An 18501-nucleotide genomic window follows, 5' to 3' on the forward strand; every position below is an offset into this window, starting at 1 on the left:
AGGTATGACCATGTTCCGCCAACACGTATGGATGGTTCTGCTGCTGATGGCCCCTGCCCTGCCCCTGCAGGCCGCCGACGGCAGGACCGGGCGTGGCCTCACGGAAATCCCCGATCCGGAGCTGAGCCTGATGCGGGGGCGCTACACCGTGGGCGGCAACAACGTCGCCTGGTTCGGGGTCACCATGGTGTCGCAGTGGCAGGCCAGCAACGGCACGACCCTGCAGGGCGGCCTGACCCTGGGCATGGACTTCCGTGGCGGTGGCGCGCCGAAACTCAGCTTCCAGCCCAGCGTGCATGTCACGGCAGCCGATGCGCCGCTGCCCGATACCCACGGACGCAGCATCGACAGCAGCGGCCTGGCCAACGCCAGCGGCCTGGTGCAAAGCGTGCAGGTGGCCGGCGATGGCAATCTCGCGCGCAACGTCACCACGCTGACGGTTCGCGAGGGTGACGTGCCGGCGGCTCATTCTGATGGCGCAGGCAATGTCAGTGCGCAGCAGGGCGGCGCCAGCGCGACGGCGGTGCTGGAAGGCAACCAGGCACGCCTGCTGCTGCAGGTGGATGGCCAGGGGCTGGTGCAGCAGTGGATCCGCAATGGCAGCGTCGGCCAGGGCATCGCCCTCGCCGGTGACGGCCAGATCGCCAGCAACCAGTTGCAGCTGGAGCTGGTGCGCAACGCCGTGGGCGGCAACCTGCCATTGAGCCAGAACGTGGCCCAGGCGATTGCGTTGAACCGCGGCATGGGGCCGGGCCAGTAGCAAGGCCTGGCATTGGGGGAAACGCTCCACAACGCAGGACACGATCATGCACACCCTGATGAGGATCACCCCGTTGGCGCTGGCGGCGCTGGCGGGCACCGCCCTTGCCGCACCGACGACGCCGGATGATGGCGCCGACGTGCAGGCCCTGGCCAACCAGCTGGAACAGCTGAAGGCCAACTACGCACAGGAAGTGCGGCGGTTGCGCGAGCTGGACATGCAGGTGCAGGCCATGCAGGCGCGCCTGGGCGGGCGGGTTGGCCCAGCCTCGACCCCACCGGCCGCGCCATTGGCGCAGGCAGCGGCCGCCGCGGTTCCACCGAGCAGCGAGGGTTACGCCAGTACCGCCGCAGAAGCACAACAGGCCAGGCAGGAGTCGCGGCGCAGCGTGGACGATGTGAAGCAGCAGCAATCGGCCCTGTTCTCGCGCCGCTTCACCATCGAGAACAGCCTCACCTACGCACGCTACGACCGCAAGCAGCTCACCCTCAACGGCTTCCTCGCGTTGGACGCGATCTTCCTCGGCAATATCGCCATCGAGAACGTGGAGTCCGACTCACTGACCTACAACGTGGCTGCCCGCTGGGGCGTCAGCCCGAACCTGACGCTCAACCTGGATGTGCCCTACCTGGCGCGGCGCACCGTGTACCAGAAAGGCGGCGCCGGCGGTGCAGCAGCCGCCATCGCGCAGGAGCAGACCAACGGCAACGGCCTGGGCGACATTGGCCTGAGCGCGAACTACCGGCTGTTCGGCGAACGCGGCTGGCGCCCGGAGACCGTGCTCACGGCCGGCGTCACCGCCCCCACCGGGCGCGCACCCTACGGCCTGGACTGGAAGGTGATCGAGCGCGATGACGATGACTACATCCGCTTCGCCGTGCCGCGCGAGCAGCCCACCGGCAACGGCGTATGGCAGGCCAACCTCGGCCTGTCGATGGTAAAGACCGCCGACCCGGCCATCCTGTTCGCCAATATCGGCTATGTGCACTCCATCCCGCGCGGATTCAACGACATCGACAGCAATCCGGACACGGTCAATCCGGGCGACGTGAAGCTGGGTGGCTCGGTGTACTTCGGCGCAGGCGTGGCCTTTGCGTTCAACGAGCGGACCAGCCTGAGCCTGTCCTTCAGTGACCGCATCAGCGCCCGCGCCTCCACCCGCTTCGAGGGCGGCAAGTGGATGAAGGTGATCGGCAGTGATGCCAATGCGGCGTCCCTGAACCTGGGCGTGACTTATGCGTTGAACCAGCACACCACGCTGGTGACGCTGCTGGGCATCGGGCTGACCCCGGATGCGCCGGACTTCACGTTGGCGTTCAAGATTCCGTACATGTTGTAGCAACAGCGCCAGGCACGGCGCTGCGCCGTGCATCGGCATGGCCCGGATTCATCTTCCGGCACCACAGCGGTCCCTGCCCGCTGCTATATTCAGTCCAGCTCGGCAGGCATGGTGCCTGCCCTCGAATCACAGGGAGTTGGACATGGGTCTGGTACAGGCGGTGAAGGGTGCGGTTGGCGGTGTGCTGGCCGACCAGTGGAAGGACTTCTACACCGTGCCGGCGGGCCTGCCGTCCACGGCCGCCCTGTTCGCGGCGGTGCCGCAGGGCACCAATGCCGGCCGCGGCTCCAACACCAGCGGCTCGTCCAACATCATCACCAACGGCTCGAAGATCATCGTGCCGGAAGGCTACGGCCTGCTGCTGTTCCAGGACGGCGCGATCACCGCATTCGTCGCCGAACCGGGTGGCTACGAATGGCGTTCGGACGACCTGAACTCGCAGTCGATCTTCGCCGGCGACGGCCTGGTCAGCACCTTCATCAAGCAGAGCTGGGAACGCTTCAAGTTCGGCGGCCAGCCGGGCGCGCAGCAGGCGGCCTACTTCGTCTCGCTGAAGGAACTGCCGGACAACCGCTTCGGCACCCAGTCGGAAATCTACTGGGACGACGGTTTCCTCAATACCCAGGTCGGTGCGATCACCCGCGGCTCGTACACGCTGAAGATCGTCGACCCGATCCTGTTCGTGAAGAACTTCGTACCGGCCAGCTACCTGCGGCCGGGCCAGGTGTTCGACTTCACCGATCTGGACAACGCCGCTGCCAGCCAGCTGTTCAATGAAGTGGTCGGTTCGCTGGCCCCGGCCTTCAGCCTGTATACCAACGATCCGGGCAAGGGCAACCGCATCACCAAGCTGCAGCAGGACTCGCTGGGCTTCGCGCAGAGCCTGTCGGCCGCCGTCGAGCAGGGTTACCAGTGGAAGTCCGACCGCGGCCTGGCCATCGTCAAGACCGCCATCGTCTCGATCGAGTACGACGCCAACACCCGCGAACTGCTGAAGACCGTGCAGCGCGCCGATGCGCTGTCCGGTTCGCGCGGCAATTCCAACCTGCAGGCCAGCGTCGCCCAGGGCATCCAGTCGGCCGGCGAGAACGGCGGTGCGGCGGGCCTGGTCGGTGTCGGCATGGCCTCGGGCATGTTCGGTGTCGGCGGCATGCAGCAGCCGGTCACCCCGGCTGCCGACGATCCGGTCGCCAAGCTGAAGAAGGCCAAGGAAATGCTGGACCTGGGCTTGATCACCCAGAGCGATTACGACGCGCTCAAGGCCAAGGCACTGGGCCTGTAACAGCAGGACGCACAACCGACATGTCCGATCCCCGAAACGGCCCACCGCCGCTGCCCGGATCCGCGCCCGCGACGCCGCCGCCCTTGCCGGCGGCGTCGTTGGATGGGCCCGGTTCGCCGCAGGACGTCCCTCCCCTGCCCGGCAGCTTCCCGCTGGACACCTCGAAGCTGCCGCAGGCGATCCGCGATGAAGTGGAAGCGCCCGATCCCGTGGCCATCGATACCTCGGCCAGCGAGCTGAAGGACGGCCTCAACCGCTGCCCGAAGTGCGGCGCCACCGACATCCGGCCCAAGGCCGGCACCGACATCCTCGTCTGCCTGTACTGCCGTCACGAATGGCATGGCGCGCGGGTCGAGGAGGAATTCGGGCTGGGCGAAGCCATCGACCAGCTGCGCGGCACCGTCATCGCGTCCGGCGCACGCGACATCGATGCCGACACCTCGGCGTTGATGACGTTCAAGTGCACCGGCTGCGGCGCCGAAGTCACGGTCAATACCGAAAGCACGATGACGGCGCGCTGCCACTGGTGTCGCCACGTATTCGGCGTCAATGAACAGATCAGCAATGGCGCGGTACCTGATGCAGTGCTGCCCTTCCATATCAAGAAGGACGACGCGGTCGCGCGCATCCGCCAGTTCGTCGACAAGCGCCGGATGTTCGCGCTGAAAGCGTTCAAGGACCAGTTCACCCCGGAAAACGTGGTGGGCGTGTTCCTCCCCTACATGATCGTCGACAGCAATGTCAGCGCGGCCGTGGCCGGCAAGGGCGAGATCAAGACGCGCGAGTACACGGTGGGCAGCGAGAAGAACAAGCGCACCCTCTACGACGCCGATGTCTACCAGGTCGAACGCCAGGTCGATTTCACCGTTGATGACCTGCCGCTGGAATCCTCGGCCGAGCGCGGCAATCTGGACACCCGCGCCAACACCAACAACATCATCAACACCATCCTGCCGTTCGACACCAAGAACGCGGTGAAGTGGAACGCGTCCTATCTGGCCGGCTTCACTTCGGAGAAGCGCAACCTGGATGTGGAAAAGCTGCGGCCGCGGCTGGAAGACCAGCTACTGTCGATTGCCCGCGCGCAGGTGGAAGGTTCGGTGAAGCGCTACAACCGTGGCGTGCGCTGGGAGCAGGAACAGCTGGAGGTGCATGGCACCCGCTGGGTGTCGATGTACCTGCCGGTGTGGTTGTACTCCTACCACCAGCCCGGAAAGAACGGCGGCATGCTGCACTACATCGCGGTGAACGGCCGTACCGGCGAAACCATGGGCAGCGTGCCCGTGCAGCAATGGAAGATGCTGCTGGCGGCACTGGCCACCGGCACCGTCATTGAAGCCCTCGCAATTGCCTTCCTGGTAGCATCGACATGAGCGACGACAGTGGCCTCTGGCTGTTGGCGGCAGGTCCAGCCGGCGCAACCGCGCTGTACTGGGCGCTGTACCGCTATTACCGCAACACCGACAAATCGCATTCCTTCGAGCACGAGACCGAAATCGAGGCACAGCCCGTGACCGGTTCAGACCAGCAGGTGGGCCGGGTCACCGGCACCGAAGAGAAGCGCATCCGCGGTGACAACGTGTACGAGTACCGGAAACGGGTGGTGAGGGTGAAACCCGACCCGTAGCGCCAGGCCATGCCTGGCTGCGGGAAGTGCCCGGCCGCTGGCCGGCATTCCTTCGGACTCTGGGCGTCAAAGGGGAGCCGGCCAGCGGCCGGCACTACCCTTCGGCGGACAGCACCTGTTCCTGGTTGGCTTGCCTCAGGGCGCGCCCTCACACCGTCTCCCACCCCACCGGCTCGATACTCGCGCGGCTCCCCTTCCGAGGATCCTGCGATGGCTGCCCTGCTTGCCCGTAGCTGCCTGCCGGCGCTGTACTTCCTGGCCCTGCCCGCCCTTGCCCAGGACGCCTCGTTCGGCTTCGGCGAACAGACCACCCACACCGACCAGACCACGCAATCCAGCAGCACCCAGACCCAGAGCAGTGGCGCGGTGACCACCCAGACCATCACCAGCGGCAGCTCGCAGTCCGAGTCACGCAGCGAAAGCAAAGAGATCGACGTGGGCTTCGGTTTCCACGACGACAACGACGACTGGGGCCACGACCGCCACCGTGGCGGCCGCGATGTGCGCGACAGCGATCTGTTCGGCAGCTGGACGCTGGGCCAGGAGAACGGCAACACCTGCTCCATCGAGCTGAAGAACATCGAGTGGTTCGGCGGCTACAGTGCCTACGTGCCCGCCGGCTGCCCGGATGGCTTCTTCTCGGCCAACCGTTGGGTACTGTCGGGCAATCAGCTGCTGCTCACCGACACCAGCAACACCGTGTTCGGGCGCTTCCGCGCGTCAGGCGGTGGGCGCTGGACGGGCTACCGTGAATCGGATGGGGCGCGTTTGTACCTCAATCCCAAGGGGCGCTGATCGCACCGTGCACACAGTAGGCACGCGCTGATCAGGAAGATCAGGAATCCGCCTCACCCCGCCGCCGAAATGTCCGCTCCCACCGGTTCCCGTCTGGTCATCTACGCCGCCCTCGCGGGCAACCTGGCCATCGCCATCGCCAAGTTCATCGCTGCCGGCATCTCCGGCAGCTCGGCCATGCTCAGTGAGGGCGTGCATTCGCTGGTCGACACATTGAATGAACTCCTGCTCTTGTACGGCCTGCGCCGCGCCGGCAAGGCGCCAGACCCCGTGCATCCGTTCGGCTACGGCCGCGAGCTGTACTTCTGGAGCTTCATCGTCGCCCTGCTGGTGTTCGCCGCCGGCGCCGGTGTTTCGGCCTACGAGGGCATCCAGCACATCCGCCGGCCGGAGCCGGCCACCAACCACGCGTTGAGCTACAGCGTGCTGGGCATCTCCATCCTGTTCGAGGGGGCTTCATGGTGGATCGCGCTACGGGAGTTCCGGCGTACCAAGGGCAAACTGGGCTACTTCGAAGCCTTCCGTCGCAGCAAGGACCCGTCCACCTTCACCGTGCTGCTGGAGGATAGCGCGGCCCTGCTGGGCCTGGGTTTCGCGCTGATCGGGCTCGCGGCTGCCCAGGTCCTGGACATGCCGGTGCTTGATGGTGTGGCGTCGCTGTGCATCGCTGGCGTGCTTGCCGCCACCGCCTTTCTTCTCGCACGCGAAACCAAGGGACTGCTGGTGGGTGAGCCGGCCCACCCGGCCGTGGCCGAGCGGATCATGGCCGTGGCGGAAACCGATCCGGACCTGCGCCGCGCAAATGGCGTGACCACCATGCAGATGGGCCCCGAACAGGTCGTGGCCATGCTCAGCGCCGAGTTCGAGGATGACCGGAAGACACCGCAGATCGAGGCGTGCATCACCCGCATCGAATCAGCCGTGAAGCGCGAGTATCCGGAACTGGTGGCACTGTTCATCAAGCCGCAGACACCCGAGGTCTATGCCTCCCGCCGCGCGGCACTGGCCGTTCCGCCTGCGCAGGAATGACACTGCGTCTGCGCCCGTTTCACCTGTCTGGTGCCACAGTGCCATCACCGTTTTCCCGAGCCTGCCTCTACCGTGCCGGATTGGTTGCCCGCCGCTCTTCAGATCCTCCCCCGCAGCTTCTATCGGCGCCCGCCCGTCGAGGTTGCGCCCGAGCTGCTCAACAAACTCCTCGTCCGTGACGATGGCCGGGCCGGTCGCATCGTTGAAGTCGAAGCCTACGCGGGCAGTGTCGATCCGGCCGCACACTCCTATCGCGGGCAGACCCCGCGCACGGCCAGCATGTTCGGCGAGGCCGGCCACCTGTATGTCTACTTCACTTACGGCATGCACTGGGGCAGCAACGTTGTCTGCGGCGAAGTGGGTGAAGGCGTGGCGGTGCTGCTGCGGGCCATCGAGCCGCTGGTGGGCCTGGAGCGCATGCGCGAACTGCGCCCCGCCGCGCGCCGGGATCACGATCTGGCCAGCGGCCCCGGCAAGCTCTCGCAGGCCTTCGGGCTGGACCGCAGTTTCGACGGCGCTGATCTGGTGACCGGCAACCACGGCATTGTCATCGCCAGCGATGGCGTGCCGCCGCCGGAGGATCCAGTGGTCGGGCCCCGCATCGGCATCACCCGCGCTGTTGATTTCCCCTGGCGTTGGCACATCCGTGATCATCGTCACTTATCGATCCAGCCACGTCGCGCTTCCGCCCCAGCGAGGAAACGATAATGACCCCGCTCGACAAGCCACTGCGCCGCGAACTGCACATCGACGGCCAACCCTACACTCTCACCGTGGCCCCTGAGGGACTCAAGCTGGTTGAGAAGGGGCGGCGCAAGGGCATCACACTGCGCTGGCAGGACCTGGTATCCGGAGACGCTGCACTGGCCACCGCCTTGCAGGCATCGCTCCAACAGCACTGAGCCGGCGCGCCCACCTCACATCGGCATCACCCCGCCGTGGCGATACATAACGGCGCGCGCACTAGCGTAGCGCCAGCCAGCCGCCGCAACCGCCCTCGCCACCCAGCCCTGAAAAGCGCCATGGACGAAGCCGAACGACTGCTCGAAATCGAACGACTGCACCTGTTGGATACGCCACCGGAGCCGGTGTTCGATGCCATCGTCGCCGCGGCCCGCGCCGCGACCGGCCTGACCATGGGCCTGATCACCGTGGTGGCCGAAGACCGCCAATGGTTCAAGGCCAACATCGGCCTGGAGGGCGTCAGCGAGACCGCCCGCGAGATCTCCTTCTGCACCCATGCCATACGCCAGGACGAGCTGTTCGAGATTCCCGATGCGCGCCAGGACCCACGCTTTTCCACCAATCCACTGGTCACCGGTGGGCCGCGCATCCGCCACTACGCCGGCATTCCCTTGGGGTCGACGCACGGCGCACGCATCGGCACGCTGTGCCTGCTCGACCCGATGCCCGGTGTGCTGTCACCCTCCCAGCGTGAACTGATGGTGCATCTGGCTCGGGTCACTACCCAGGTGCTGGAACAGCGCAGCACCCTCATGGCGCAGGTTGGCCAGGCCAAGGCGCTGCATCGCGAGCTGAAGCGCAGTGAGGACTTCCTGGAGCGTACCAACCGTGCCGCACGGGTCGGCGGCTGGGAGATGGACCTGCTGACCAACGAGGTGCGCTGGACACGGGAAACCAAGCAGTTGCATGGCGTACGCAGCAACTTCACGCCCACGTTGGAGACCGCACTCTCGTTCTATCGCGAGGACAGCCGCAATATCATCCAGGCGGCGGTACAGCGCTGCATCGACGAGGGGACATCCTGGGAAGTACAGCTGCCGATGACCACGGCCGACGGGCGCGCGATCTGGACCCGGGTGGTCGGCAGCCGGCAACAGGTCGACGGCCATCCGCGCCTGGTCGGGGCAATCCAGGACATCACGGACGAACGAGCCGCGCTGGACGCGCTGGAAGCGAGCGAAACCCGCTACCGTCGGCTGTTCCACTACAGCCTGGGCCTGATCTGCACCCACACGCTGGACGGCACATTGACCTCGGTGAATCCGGCGGCGGTGCAGTCACTGGGCTTCGAGGAAAGCCAGATGATCGGGCGCAGCCTGTGTGACTTGATGCCGCCGGAAAAACGCGAAGGCTTCAGGGCCTACCTCGCCCGGATCCAGGCAAACCACACCGACGCTGGCGTGATCGAGCTGATTGCCGCCGATGGTACGCGCCACTACTGGGCGTACCACAACGTGCTCGACAACGAAGCCAGCCCGCCCTACGTGCTGGGGCATGCACAGGACGTCACCGCGCTGAGGATGCAGGAGCAGCAGCTGCGCGACATGTCCTTCAAGGATCCGCTCACGCAGTGCTACAACCGGCGTTACCTGCACCGGCTGGATGAACTGATTGACGAGCGCTGGGCCTGCGTGATGTTCGATCTGGACCATTTCAAGCACATCAACGACACCCAGGGCCACCGCCGTGGCGATGCCGTGCTGGTCGAGTTCGCCACCTTCCTGCGCTCGCCGCTGGGCAAGGACGAGACCGTGGTACGGCTGGGTGGCGACGAGTTCATGGTAGTGCTGGTCGCGCCAGCGAATGGCCGCCTAAGCGAACTCGAGCACTGGTACCAGGACCACGCCGCGCTTTCGCCCAGCGCGTTCTCGATGGGCGCGGCCATCAACACGGCCGGTGAGCCCGTGGCCGACACCATCCAGAAGGCGGACAGCCGCCTGTACCGAACCCGCGCGCGCGTGCGTCGGGAGCGACGCGAAGACCCTGCCGCGCGTTGATCACGCACGCACCGTCACCCAAGCCGGTGCGTGGTCGCTGGCCTTTTCCTGCAGCCGCACCCAACGGTCGACGCCCGCATCCTTCAGTCGTTCCGCCAGTACGGGATTCAACAGCAGATGATCGATGCGCAGCCCACGGTCGCGCTCGGCATGCTGGCGGAAATAGTCCCAGAAGGTATAGATCGTGGCGTCGCCGTGCACCTTCCGCAGCGCATCGGTCCAGCCCTGCGCGAGCAGCCGCTCGAAGGCATCGCGAACCTCGGGCTGGAACAGCGCATCGCGCCGCCAGGCCTTGGGATCATAGACATCGGCGTCTGTGGGAATCACGTTGAAATCACCCAGCAGCAGCGCCGGGTGCGGCAGCTCGACCAGGCTGCGTGCATGCCGGATCAGGCGTTCCATCCAGCGCAGCTTGTAGTCGAACTTGGGTCCGGGCTGCGGGTTGCCGTTGGGCAGGTAGAGGGCACCCACGATGACGCCGTGCACCGCCGCCTCCAGGTAGCGACTCTGCGTATCCTTGGGTTCGCCCGGCAATCGGCGGCGGCTCTCGACCGGCATGGTGCCCCGGGCCAGCAGCGCCACGCCGTTCCAGCGCGCCTCACCCTGCCAGAGTGCACCGTAGCCGGCCTGTTCCAATGCCGCAGCGGGAAACGCGGCGTCGGTCGCCTTCAGTTCCTGCAGGGCAACCACGTCCGGCGATTCCCTGTGCAGCCAGTCCAGCAGCTGCGGCAGGCGCGTGCCGATGCCGTTGACGTTGAACGTCGCAATACGAAGCGTTTTGCGGCGGGGCATGGATAAAGGTTCCTCGGCGCAGCGGGACGAGCATTCACTCTGCGCGCCCGGGCATGCACGGGCCGTGGATGCCACGTCATGATGCGGTGCCATTCGGTTCACGAACCGCTGCCCCGGCGCACAGCAGGCTGGTCACCCGTGAACAGTGCCGGAGAAGCCCCATGGCGGTGCGTCCGCTGCGCGCGATCTACCAGGTCGACCCGTATCTGTTCCGCGACAGCCAAGGCCGCGGCTGGGGCACCCTGGATGGCATCACCGAAAAGCTGGACTACCTGCAGTGGCTCGGCATCAGCCATGTGTGGCTGCTGCCGTTCTACTGCAACGCCGGCCGTGATGGCGGCTACGATGTCACCGATCACTACCGCATCGATCCACGCCTGGGCGACGAGACCGCCTTCCAGCGCCTGGTCGATGCGGCCGACGCGCGCGGCATCGGCATCATCGTCGAACTGGTGATGCAGCACACCGCCAGCGCGCACCCGTGGTTCGTCGCCGCACAGCAGGGCGACCCGGCCTGGCGCCGCTGGTACCTGTGGAGCGACCACATGCCTGACGACGGCCTGCAGCCGATGTTCCCGCCGATCGAGGCCTCTGTCTGGACATGGGATGCCGAGGCCGGCGCGTTCAACCGGCACATGTTCTACCGGCACGAGCCGGACCTCGACCTGGCCCATGCGCCGGTACGCGAGGAACTCCTGCGGGTAATGACGTTCTGGCTGCAGCGCGGCGTGGCCGGCTTCCGCGTGGACGCCGTTCCGTACATGGTCGAGCGCGCCCGCCACGCCGACCCGCGCGACGACGGGCTGTGGCTGCTGGAGGCGATGCGCGCCACGGCAGACGCGCAGCAACCAGGGCTGCCACTGATCGGCGAAGCGGATGTCCGCGCGTCCCACTACGGTGACTTCCTGTGCCACGGGCGGCGGCTTTCGCACCTGCTGGATTTCCACCTCAACAATCATTTCTTCCTCGCACTGGCACGTGGCGATGCCAGCGAAGTGGCGCGGGTCATGGCCGAGTACGGCCCGCACGCGCCGCCGGACACACGCATTGCCTGGCTGCGCAACAATGATGAACTGGACCTTGAGCAGTTGGAGCCGGATGAGCGCGAAGCGGTGATGGAACGCTTCGCCCCTGAGCGTGGCATGCGCATCTATGGCCGTGGCATCCGCCGCCGGCTGGCACCGATGCTGGAGGGCGACATCGCATGGCAGGCCATGGCCTGGGCGGCGCTGCTGTCGCTGGGCCAGGTGCCGGTGATCCGCTATGGCGAAGAGATCGGCCTCGGTGATTGCCTGGAACTGCCCGAACGCAATGCCGTGCGCATGCCGATGCACTGGCATAACGGCCCAGGGGCTGGGTTCACCGACGAACCGCGGCATGCCTGGCGCGCGCCACCGGCAGACGGCCCCTACGGTTACCGCACGGTGAACGTCGAGGCGCAACGCGCGACGCCAGGTTCACTGCTGCTGCGGGTGCGCGAGCTGCTGCAGCAGCGCAATGCACATTCCGTGCTGCAGCAGGGTCCTCACACGCTCGACCCGCCCTCACCTGCGCTGCTGATGCTCCGCTACGGTGAGGCACCCCATCAGGCACTGGCACTGATCAACTTCGGCGACGAGCCAGCGGAGGTGGACGTGCCCCTGCGCGGCCCGCTGAACACGCTGGTGGGCCACGGCGCCAAACTGCAGGGTCGCCGCTGTTACCTGCAGGGTCACGGCTATACGTGGCTGGCTGCCGAAGGTGCCTGAGTGCGCAGCGCGGGCAGCACGTGTTCGGCGAAGTCGTCGATGAAGCGTTCCTGCTCGCGGTTCACGTTGTGCAGGTAGATGCGATCGAACCCCAGTCCCTGCAGCTCCTGCAGCCAGGCCCGATGCTGGCCCAGGTCTGCCGAGACATGCACGTGCTGGCGCACCACCTCGGCGCTGACCGATCGGGCCTGTGCTTCAAACTGTTCGGGCTGGTCCAGGCCTTCGGCCAGTTCCGGCGACAGCACGTTGGCACTCCACTGCTCCATCGCACCTTCCAGCGCCGCCTGTTCGGCGCGCGCGTAGGAGAGCTTGGCCTGCAGGTACATCGGCTTGCCCCTGCCACCGCCTGCCTCGAACGCTGCCACCACACGCTGTAACTGCGCCAGCGGTTGGCTGATGGTGATCAGACCATCGGCCCAGCCCCCCATCCAACGTGCAGTCTCCTCCGTGACCGCTGCACCCAGCAGCGGCAGGGGAAGCGCCGGGCGACTGTAGAGCCGTGCCTGGCGCACCTGGAAGCCACCGTCGTGGTCGACCTGCTCGCCACCCCACAGCCGCCGCATCACCTCGGCCGCATCGCGCAGTGCCTTCTGCCGCTCGCGCTTGGCTGGCCACGGCTGGCCGGTGATGCGCTCGTTCAGGGCCTCGCCGGTACCCAGCGCCAGCCAGATCCGGCCCGGCGCCAGCTGCTCCAGCGTCGCCGCTGCCTGTGCCACCAATGCCGGGTGCTGGCGCAGCATCGGGCAGGTCACCATGCCCAGGGTCAACGCGCTCTGCACCGCCAGCGCACCGGCCCACACCCAGCTGTGGCCGGACTGCCCTTGCGCAGTCGTCCATGGATGGAAATGGTCCGAGCACATCACGGCCTCGAATCCCGCCTGTTCGGCGCGCAGCGCCAGGCCCAGCAAGGTGGCGGGCGGGAACTGCTCATGCGATGCGTGGTAGCCGATGGTCATCACGGATTCCGTGCGGGGACTGGACACGATGGCAACACCCCTCCAGCTAAAACCGCGTCATGGAAACGAACGCTTCCTGCATCGGGCATCGACGCTGGGCTATCGCCGAGGGCTACATTCCAGCCTGGAGCAACGGCCCGTCACCGGAGATGCAGAGTCACGAAACCTGCTGCGTACTCAATGCCGGCGACGAGCCCGCGCATGTCGCGCTGACCCTCTACTTCGAAGACCGTGATCCGGTGGGCCCCTACCGGGTCACCGTGCCGGCGCGACGCACCTGTCACCTGCGCTTCAACGACCTGCAGGATCCGGCGCCGGTGCCGCGCGGCACCGGCTTTGCCACCCTCGTTGAATCCGACCAGCCGATCATCGTGCAGCACACGCGGCTGGATTCACGGCAACCGGCCAACAGCATCATGACCACGATCGCCCATCCGTTGTGAAGTCCTCCGCGCAGGCGTCCACGCTGCAACGACACCGCGCCCTCCGGCCGTTTACCCGTATGGAGGGAGACTGGCGCCGGTTTCCTTCCGGAGAGTGACGATGGCCCTGCCCGACTACCCACGCCCGCCCTTCCCCGCCCAACAGCAATCCTTCCCCGGCAAGACCGCGCAGATGCAACCGCGTCCGGACCACGGCGAAGACAGCTACCGCGGCCATGGCTTGTTGCAGGGCAAAAAGGCACTGATCACCGGCGGTGACAGCGGCATCGGCGCAGCCGTGGCCATCGCCTTTGCGCGCGAAGGCGCCGACGTTGCCATCGCGTTCCTCGATGGTGAGCAGGACGATGCCCGCCATGTGCAGCAGCAGATCGAACAGGCCGGGCGCAAAGCCGTACTGGTGCCGTGTGACATCAGCGACCCGGCACAGGCGCGCTCGCTGGTCGACCGCGTGGCCAGCGAGCTGGACGGTCTCGACATCCTGGTCAACAACGCGGCCTACCAGCGCTACTACGAGCACTTCGACGACATCACCCTGGATGACTGGAAGCGGACGTTCGATACCAATGTCCATGCCGTGTTCAATCTGACCCGGTTGTGCGTCCCGCACCTGCGCGGTGGCGGCGCGATCATCAACACCGCATCGGTCAATTCCAAGCGACCGACCCCGAACATCCTTCCGTACTCCGCGACCAAGGGCGCGGTGGCCAACCTGACGCTGGGGCTGGCGGGCCTGCTGGCCGAGCACCAGATCCGCGTCAATGCGGTGCTGCCCGGCCCGATCTGGACGCCGTTCATTCCGGCAGGCATGGCCGCCGAGGAGGTCGAGCAGTTCGGCTCGCAGACGCCGTTCGGCCGCCCCGGCCAGCCAGCCGAACTGGCATCGGCCTATGTGATGCTGGCTTCGGACAGCGCCAGTTATACCTCTGGTGCACTGCTGACCATTTCTGGCGGCGCGGCGACGCTGTAGCCTCCATGACCGGATTGCCTGCCTGGATCGAGGACTGGCTGACCGTGGTGGTGCCGGTGGCCGAGGTGCTGGCCATCCTCGGCGTCGCGTGGGTGATGGTGCGTGCGCTGGCGTGGCTGCTGGTGCAGGCCCGGCAGCGCGGCAGGCTGGCTCCAGAGCTTCATGTCGGCCTGCGTCGCGGCGGTGCCTTGCTGCTGTATCTGGCGGCCGCGCTGCTGATACTGGAGCGGTTGGGCGTTTCGCGCTCGGTGCTGTGGACCGCGCTGACCGGGTTCATGGCCGTCGGCGCGGTGGCGTTCTTTGCCGCGTGGAGCGTGTTGTCCAACCTGTTCTGTTCGTTCCTGATCGTCGCCACGCGCCCATTCCGCATCAATGACACCATCGAAGTGCTGGAAAGCGTGGACAAACCGGGCCTGTGTGGTCAGGTGGTGGACATCAACCTGATCTACACCACGCTGAGTGATCGTGGCGAAGGCGCGCGCGGTTGCCTGCTGCGCGTGCCCAACTCGTTGTTCTTCCAGCGCATTACCCGCCACTGGGGTGACAGCGGCTATGCGCAGCTGCCAGGAAGCGTGCCGATCAAAGGCAAGGCGCGCTGAGTCGCTGTAGCGCCGAGCCCATGCTCGGCGCGCGGCGCAGGGCGCAGCGCGGTCTGAATGGAGAGCAGCCGAGCGCGGGCCCGGCTCTACGATGCCACCGCGGACGACGCTACTCCGCCGCCAATGCCTGGATCGGGTCCAGCTGCGCGGCATTGCGGGCCGGGAAGTAGCCGAAACCGAGCCCGATTGCCGACGAACATGCCAGCGCGGCAAGCACCGGCCCAGGCGTGAACTGGAACGGCACGCCCAGTGACAGCAGACTGGACAAGGCTCCCACACCCAACGCGGACAACACGCCCAGCACCCCACCGAACAGGCAGATCAGCACGGCCTCGATCAGGAACTGGCGCAGGATGTCGCCCTGCCGGGCCCCCACTGCCAGCCGCACACCGATCTCGCGCACGCGCTCCTTCACCGACACCAGCATGATGTTCATCACGCCCACGCCTCCGACCACCAGCGCCACCGCCGCAATCGCCGAGACCAGCGCCGCCATGGTCTGGCTGGATTTCATTACCGCCTTGCGGATCTGGTCCGAGTTGTAGATGAAGAAATCGCGGCGCCCATGCAGCCGCTGCAGTTCCGCACCCAGCGAGGCCTCAGCTGCACGGGTTGGCACGTCATCGCGCACGCGTACGGTGATGCTCTCCAGCCGCTGGCTGCCAAGCAGGCGCGAGGCCGCCGAGGTGTAAGGCACGTAGACCGTGGGCGTCGCGCCGCCTGCGAATGCACTGGCACCCACCACACCGATCACGTCCACCGGCATGCCGCCCAGCAGTACCGTGCCGCCGATCGGATTGCCGTTGAACAGTGCCTTGGCCGCCTTCTGGTCGAGCACGGCCACCGCGCGATGCGCATCCACCTCGGCATCGGTGAAGAACCGGCCCGCCTTCAGGCGCAGCCCGCGCACGCGGGGTAGATCAGCGCCCACGCCAAGCACCTGTGTGTTGGCGCGCCGGTTGCCCTGCAGAGCGGCCACCGAGCTGCTCAGGTTGGGGCTTACGCTGTCTACGTAACTCAATGCGGCCAGGTGATCGGCATCGTCCACGACCAGCGTTTCAATCTCGGCCGAGCGCGGGTCGCCGAAATCCGCACCCGGGAAGATCTCCAGCGTACTGGCACCCAGTTCGTTGATCTGTGACTCGACCTGCGCCTGTGCGCCCTTGCCCAACGCAACCACGGTCACCACCGCAGCCACGCCGATGATGATGCCCAGCATGGTCAGCAAGGTGCGCAGGCGATGGGCCAGCATCGAACGTACCGCCATCCGTGCCGCTTCCCTGGTCGCATCCAGGCGCGCGCGGCGCTCGGCGCCCGGTTCCGTGCTGCGCTCGGGCGCGACGGCTTTGCGTGCAACCGCGGGATCACCCGTACCACGGTCGGATACGACCCGGCCGTCTGCGATCTCGATCACGCGTGAAGCGTGCGCGGCAATCGCCGCATCATGGGTCACCAGGATCACGGTATGGCCCTGAGCATGCAGGCGCTTGAGTTCGGCCATCACCTGCCTGCCGCTGGCATGATCCAGCGCGCCGGTCGGCTCGTCGGCCAGCACGATGGCGCCGCCGTTCATCAACGAACGCGCAATGGAAACGCGCTGCTGCTGACCGCCGGACAGCTGGCTGGGCCGGTTCGCGGTGCGCTCGCCCAGGCCAAGCGTTTCCAGCAGCAGGCGGGCACGCGTGGTGCGCGCATCGGCCTCCACCCCGGCATAGACGGCGGGCAAGGCCACGTTCTCGGTAGCGCTCAGGTTCTCCATCAGGTTGTAGCGCTGGAAGATGAAACCGAAATGTTCGCGACGCAGGTGCGCCAGTTCATCGGGCGACATCTGCTCGGTTGCGGCGCCGTGCACGCGGTAGCTGCCTTCGGTTGGCCGGTCCAGGCAGCCCAGGATGTTCATCAGCGTGGATTTTCCCGAACCGGACGGGCCGATGATGGCGATGAACTCGCCCGCCGCGATGCGCAGCGACACGTCCTTCAACACCACCACCTCGCCCGCGGCCGAGCGGTAGGCGCGCGATACGCCATGCAGTTCCAGCAGCGCGTCGGCCATGCTCACATCCCCAGCAGGCTGGTGGGCTCGGCTTCCGCGCCACTGGGCGCCTGCCCGACCACCACGTTCTCGCCTGCCTTGAGGCCGGACAGGATCTGCACCGCAGTAGCGGTGCGCAGGCCGGTCGTCACCGCGCGCTCGCGGGCACGGCCCTTGGCGTCGATCACCTGTACGGTCGCGCGGTTGCCCGCCTTGTCATCGCTCTCGGACACTGCTGTCAACGGCACCTGCAGCGCGTTGGCGGCGCGCGCCAGCTGGATGGTCACCTTCACCGTCATCGACGGCTTCAGTTTCAGGCCCGGATTGGGTACGTCAAACAGCCCGGCGTAGTACACCGCCTTCGGCGTCTGCGCCGATCCACCCGTGTTGCCGGTGGCCACATCGGCAATCGACGATGGCGCAGGTTCAAGCTGCTGCAGATGCGATTCGTAGCGGCGTCCGCCCGGCCCCAGCGTAGAGAACCACAGGGGTTGGCCAGGCGCGATCAGCTCCACGTCGGCCTCCGCGATCTCGGTGCGAACCGTCATCGTGTCCATCTGTGCCAGCATTACGATGGTCGGCGTGGTCTGCATCGAGTTCAGCGTCTGCCCGGCCTTGGTGACGATGGCCACGATGTAGCCATCGGAAGGTGAGACGATGCGGGTGTAGCCCAGGTTGATCCGCGCCGTTTCCACCTGGGTCAGCGCCTGCTCGATCTGGGCCTGCAGCGCTGCGACGTCAGAGCGCGCCGCTTCGCGCGCCACCCGCGCGGACTCGAAACCTTCCTGCGAAACCAGCCGCGATGCCACCAGCTGCGACTGGCGCTCATGCACGCGGATGGCCTGGGCGTAGCGCGCTTGGCTGGCGGCATGCTGGGCACGCAGCGCATTGGCAGCCGCTTCGGCGCTGCGCAGGGCGATGCGCTGCGGCTGCGAATCCACTTCGGCAATCAGATCACCAGCGTGCACACGCTGGCCCAGCACCACATGCAGGCGCTTGACCTGGCCCGATACCTGCGCACCCACCGCCACCAGTTCCTTGGGGTTGACCCGGCCAACGGCCTGCACGGTCTTTTCCAGGTCCGCCACCCTTGCCGGGGCCGTGATCAGCGCGGCATCATCACTTTCGGCGAACAGCCACCAGCCGGTGCCGCCTGCAAGAAGCGCCACGATTGCGGCAATGATCCAGGTCCTGCGGTTGTTCATCGGAAGGCTCGCATGCACGCGGCCATCGGATGTGACCGCAGAACCCGCAGTCTGGAAGGTGGTGGTGGATGTTTCTTGGAGCCACTGTGGAGATTGCATGGAGGCCGCACATCCGTTCAGGCACGGCATCCGCTCCTGAACGGCACGGATCGCGTCCATGAAATCTCGACACAATCTCGACCAAGT

Annotated in this window: 18 protein-coding genes; 14 read left to right on the forward strand and 4 right to left on the reverse strand. The window is 66.6% G+C overall.

Annotated features, from left to right (window positions below):
- Window positions 1–10 precede the first annotated feature (10 nt).
- The 10 genes from AC5P9F_RS12080 to AC5P9F_RS12125 all read left to right on the forward strand — a co-directional run bounded on the left by AC5P9F_RS12080 (window position 11) and on the right by AC5P9F_RS12125 (window position 9573).
- Complete coding sequence (locus AC5P9F_RS12080; RefSeq protein ID WP_111173785.1) at window positions 11–760, forward strand: hypothetical protein; 750 nt, start codon at window positions 11–13, stop codon at window positions 758–760.
- 46 nt (window positions 761–806) lie between these two features.
- The gene (locus tag AC5P9F_RS12085) at window positions 807–2099 is read left to right on the forward strand and encodes a transporter (protein ID WP_065183549.1); all 1293 of its coding nucleotides are present in this window, start codon (window positions 807–809) and stop codon (window positions 2097–2099) included.
- A 142-nt stretch (window positions 2100–2241) separates the two neighbouring features.
- Window positions 2242–3381, forward strand: a complete 1140-nt coding sequence (locus AC5P9F_RS12090) for an SPFH domain-containing protein (RefSeq protein WP_062607140.1) — start codon at window positions 2242–2244, stop codon at window positions 3379–3381.
- Between the two features lie 20 nt (window positions 3382–3401).
- Complete coding sequence (locus AC5P9F_RS12095) at window positions 3402–4754, forward strand: membrane protein (RefSeq protein WP_005409783.1); 1353 nt, start codon at window positions 3402–3404, stop codon at window positions 4752–4754.
- The gene (locus AC5P9F_RS12100; RefSeq protein ID WP_005409784.1) at window positions 4751–5008 is read left to right on the forward strand and encodes a hypothetical protein; all 258 of its coding nucleotides are present in this window, start codon (window positions 4751–4753) and stop codon (window positions 5006–5008) included. The genes AC5P9F_RS12095 and AC5P9F_RS12100 overlap by 4 nt, the downstream gene beginning before the upstream one ends.
- 210 nt (window positions 5009–5218) lie before the next feature.
- The gene (locus AC5P9F_RS12105; RefSeq protein WP_005409785.1) at window positions 5219–5803 is read left to right on the forward strand and encodes an AprI/Inh family metalloprotease inhibitor; all 585 of its coding nucleotides are present in this window, start codon (window positions 5219–5221) and stop codon (window positions 5801–5803) included.
- Between the two features lie 69 nt (window positions 5804–5872).
- Window positions 5873–6832, forward strand: coding sequence for a cation diffusion facilitator family transporter (locus tag AC5P9F_RS12110; protein ID WP_076740035.1), 960 nt, complete (start codon window positions 5873–5875; stop codon window positions 6830–6832).
- 72 nt (window positions 6833–6904) lie between these two features.
- A complete protein-coding gene (locus AC5P9F_RS12115; protein ID WP_180881190.1) occupies window positions 6905–7540 on the forward strand; it encodes a DNA-3-methyladenine glycosylase in 636 nt (211 codons plus the stop codon).
- Window positions 7540–7734, forward strand: a complete 195-nt coding sequence (locus tag AC5P9F_RS12120; protein ID WP_005413550.1) for a hypothetical protein — start codon at window positions 7540–7542, stop codon at window positions 7732–7734. The genes AC5P9F_RS12115 and AC5P9F_RS12120 overlap by 1 nt, the downstream gene beginning before the upstream one ends.
- 120 nt (window positions 7735–7854) lie before the next feature.
- Complete coding sequence (locus AC5P9F_RS12125; RefSeq protein ID WP_005413551.1) at window positions 7855–9573, forward strand: sensor domain-containing diguanylate cyclase; 1719 nt, start codon at window positions 7855–7857, stop codon at window positions 9571–9573.
- Here the strand turns inward: AC5P9F_RS12125 and xth are convergent, their stop codons facing one another.
- Window positions 9574–10365: an exodeoxyribonuclease III gene (gene xth, locus AC5P9F_RS12130; protein WP_012480366.1), complete on the reverse strand. Its 792-nt coding sequence runs from the start codon at window positions 10363–10365 to the stop codon at window positions 9574–9576.
- Window positions 10366–10526: 161 nt separating this feature from the next.
- On the opposite strand from xth, the gene AC5P9F_RS12135 reads away from it, so the two are divergent.
- The gene (locus AC5P9F_RS12135) at window positions 10527–12113 is read left to right on the forward strand and encodes an alpha-amylase family protein (protein ID WP_088429704.1); all 1587 of its coding nucleotides are present in this window, start codon (window positions 10527–10529) and stop codon (window positions 12111–12113) included.
- Here AC5P9F_RS12135 and AC5P9F_RS12140 read toward each other — a convergent pair.
- Entirely contained in the window at window positions 12083–13069 is a 987-nt protein-coding gene (locus tag AC5P9F_RS12140) for a TIGR03885 family FMN-dependent LLM class oxidoreductase (RefSeq protein ID WP_111118069.1), read from the reverse strand. The two genes, AC5P9F_RS12135 and AC5P9F_RS12140, sit on opposite strands and share 31 nt — an antisense overlap.
- Before the next feature lie 59 nt (window positions 13070–13128).
- Here AC5P9F_RS12140 and AC5P9F_RS12145 point away from each other — a divergent pair, with 59 nt between their 5' ends.
- From AC5P9F_RS12145 to AC5P9F_RS12155, 3 genes are all read left to right on the forward strand, one after another.
- Window positions 13129–13512: a sensory rhodopsin transducer gene (locus AC5P9F_RS12145; protein WP_274849851.1), complete on the forward strand. Its 384-nt coding sequence runs from the start codon at window positions 13129–13131 to the stop codon at window positions 13510–13512.
- Between the two features lie 100 nt (window positions 13513–13612).
- Window positions 13613–14479: a glucose 1-dehydrogenase gene (locus tag AC5P9F_RS12150; protein WP_012480369.1), complete on the forward strand. Its 867-nt coding sequence runs from the start codon at window positions 13613–13615 to the stop codon at window positions 14477–14479.
- A 5-nt stretch (window positions 14480–14484) separates the two neighbouring features.
- Entirely contained in the window at window positions 14485–15078 is a 594-nt protein-coding gene (locus tag AC5P9F_RS12155; protein WP_049395964.1) for a mechanosensitive ion channel domain-containing protein, read from the forward strand.
- A gap of 109 nt (window positions 15079–15187) precedes the next feature.
- Here the strand turns inward: AC5P9F_RS12155 and AC5P9F_RS12160 are convergent, their stop codons facing one another.
- Together AC5P9F_RS12160 and AC5P9F_RS12165 are read right to left on the reverse strand one after the other, a co-directional pair.
- Window positions 15188–17131, reverse strand: coding sequence for a MacB family efflux pump subunit (locus AC5P9F_RS12160; protein WP_099481564.1), 1944 nt, complete (start codon window positions 17129–17131; stop codon window positions 15188–15190).
- Window positions 17132–17133: 2 nt separating this feature from the next.
- Window positions 17134–18315, reverse strand: coding sequence for an efflux RND transporter periplasmic adaptor subunit (locus AC5P9F_RS12165; RefSeq protein WP_111117699.1), 1182 nt, complete (start codon window positions 18313–18315; stop codon window positions 17134–17136).
- Between the last annotated feature and the right edge of the window lie 186 nt (window positions 18316–18501).

This window comes from Stenotrophomonas sp. YJH_SMC_4 (assembly GCF_059371575.1).

Bases quoted from the DNA above. Each gene is read 5' to 3' on its own strand.
- AC5P9F_RS12080 (WP_111173785.1), top strand. From the start codon at position 11: ATGTTCCGCCAACACGTATGGATGGTTCTGCTGCTGATGGCCCCTGCC.
- AC5P9F_RS12085 (WP_065183549.1), top strand. From the start codon at position 807: ATGCACACCCTGATGAGGATCACCCCGTTGGCGCTGGCGGCGCTGGCG.
- AC5P9F_RS12090 (WP_062607140.1), top strand. From the start codon at position 2,242: ATGGGTCTGGTACAGGCGGTGAAGGGTGCGGTTGGCGGTGTGCTGGCC.
- AC5P9F_RS12095 (WP_005409783.1), top strand. From the start codon at position 3,402: ATGTCCGATCCCCGAAACGGCCCACCGCCGCTGCCCGGATCCGCGCCC.
- AC5P9F_RS12100 (WP_005409784.1), top strand. From the start codon at position 4,751: ATGAGCGACGACAGTGGCCTCTGGCTGTTGGCGGCAGGTCCAGCCGGC.
- AC5P9F_RS12105 (WP_005409785.1), top strand. From the start codon at position 5,219: ATGGCTGCCCTGCTTGCCCGTAGCTGCCTGCCGGCGCTGTACTTCCTG.
- AC5P9F_RS12110 (WP_076740035.1), top strand. From the start codon at position 5,873: ATGTCCGCTCCCACCGGTTCCCGTCTGGTCATCTACGCCGCCCTCGCG.
- AC5P9F_RS12120 (WP_005413550.1), top strand. From the start codon at position 7,540: ATGACCCCGCTCGACAAGCCACTGCGCCGCGAACTGCACATCGACGGC.
- AC5P9F_RS12125 (WP_005413551.1), top strand. From the start codon at position 7,855: ATGGACGAAGCCGAACGACTGCTCGAAATCGAACGACTGCACCTGTTG.
- xth (WP_012480366.1), bottom strand. From the start codon at position 10,365: ATGCCCCGCCGCAAAACGCTTCGTATTGCGACGTTCAACGTCAACGGC.
- AC5P9F_RS12135 (WP_088429704.1), top strand. From the start codon at position 10,527: ATGGCGGTGCGTCCGCTGCGCGCGATCTACCAGGTCGACCCGTATCTG.
- AC5P9F_RS12140 (WP_111118069.1), bottom strand. From the start codon at position 13,069: ATGACCATCGGCTACCACGCATCGCATGAGCAGTTCCCGCCCGCCACC.
- AC5P9F_RS12145 (WP_274849851.1), top strand. From the start codon at position 13,129: ATGGAAACGAACGCTTCCTGCATCGGGCATCGACGCTGGGCTATCGCC.
- AC5P9F_RS12150 (WP_012480369.1), top strand. From the start codon at position 13,613: ATGGCCCTGCCCGACTACCCACGCCCGCCCTTCCCCGCCCAACAGCAA.
- AC5P9F_RS12155 (WP_049395964.1), top strand. From the start codon at position 14,485: ATGACCGGATTGCCTGCCTGGATCGAGGACTGGCTGACCGTGGTGGTG.
- AC5P9F_RS12160 (WP_099481564.1), bottom strand. From the start codon at position 17,131: ATGGCCGACGCGCTGCTGGAACTGCATGGCGTATCGCGCGCCTACCGC.
- AC5P9F_RS12165 (WP_111117699.1), bottom strand. From the start codon at position 18,315: ATGAACAACCGCAGGACCTGGATCATTGCCGCAATCGTGGCGCTTCTT.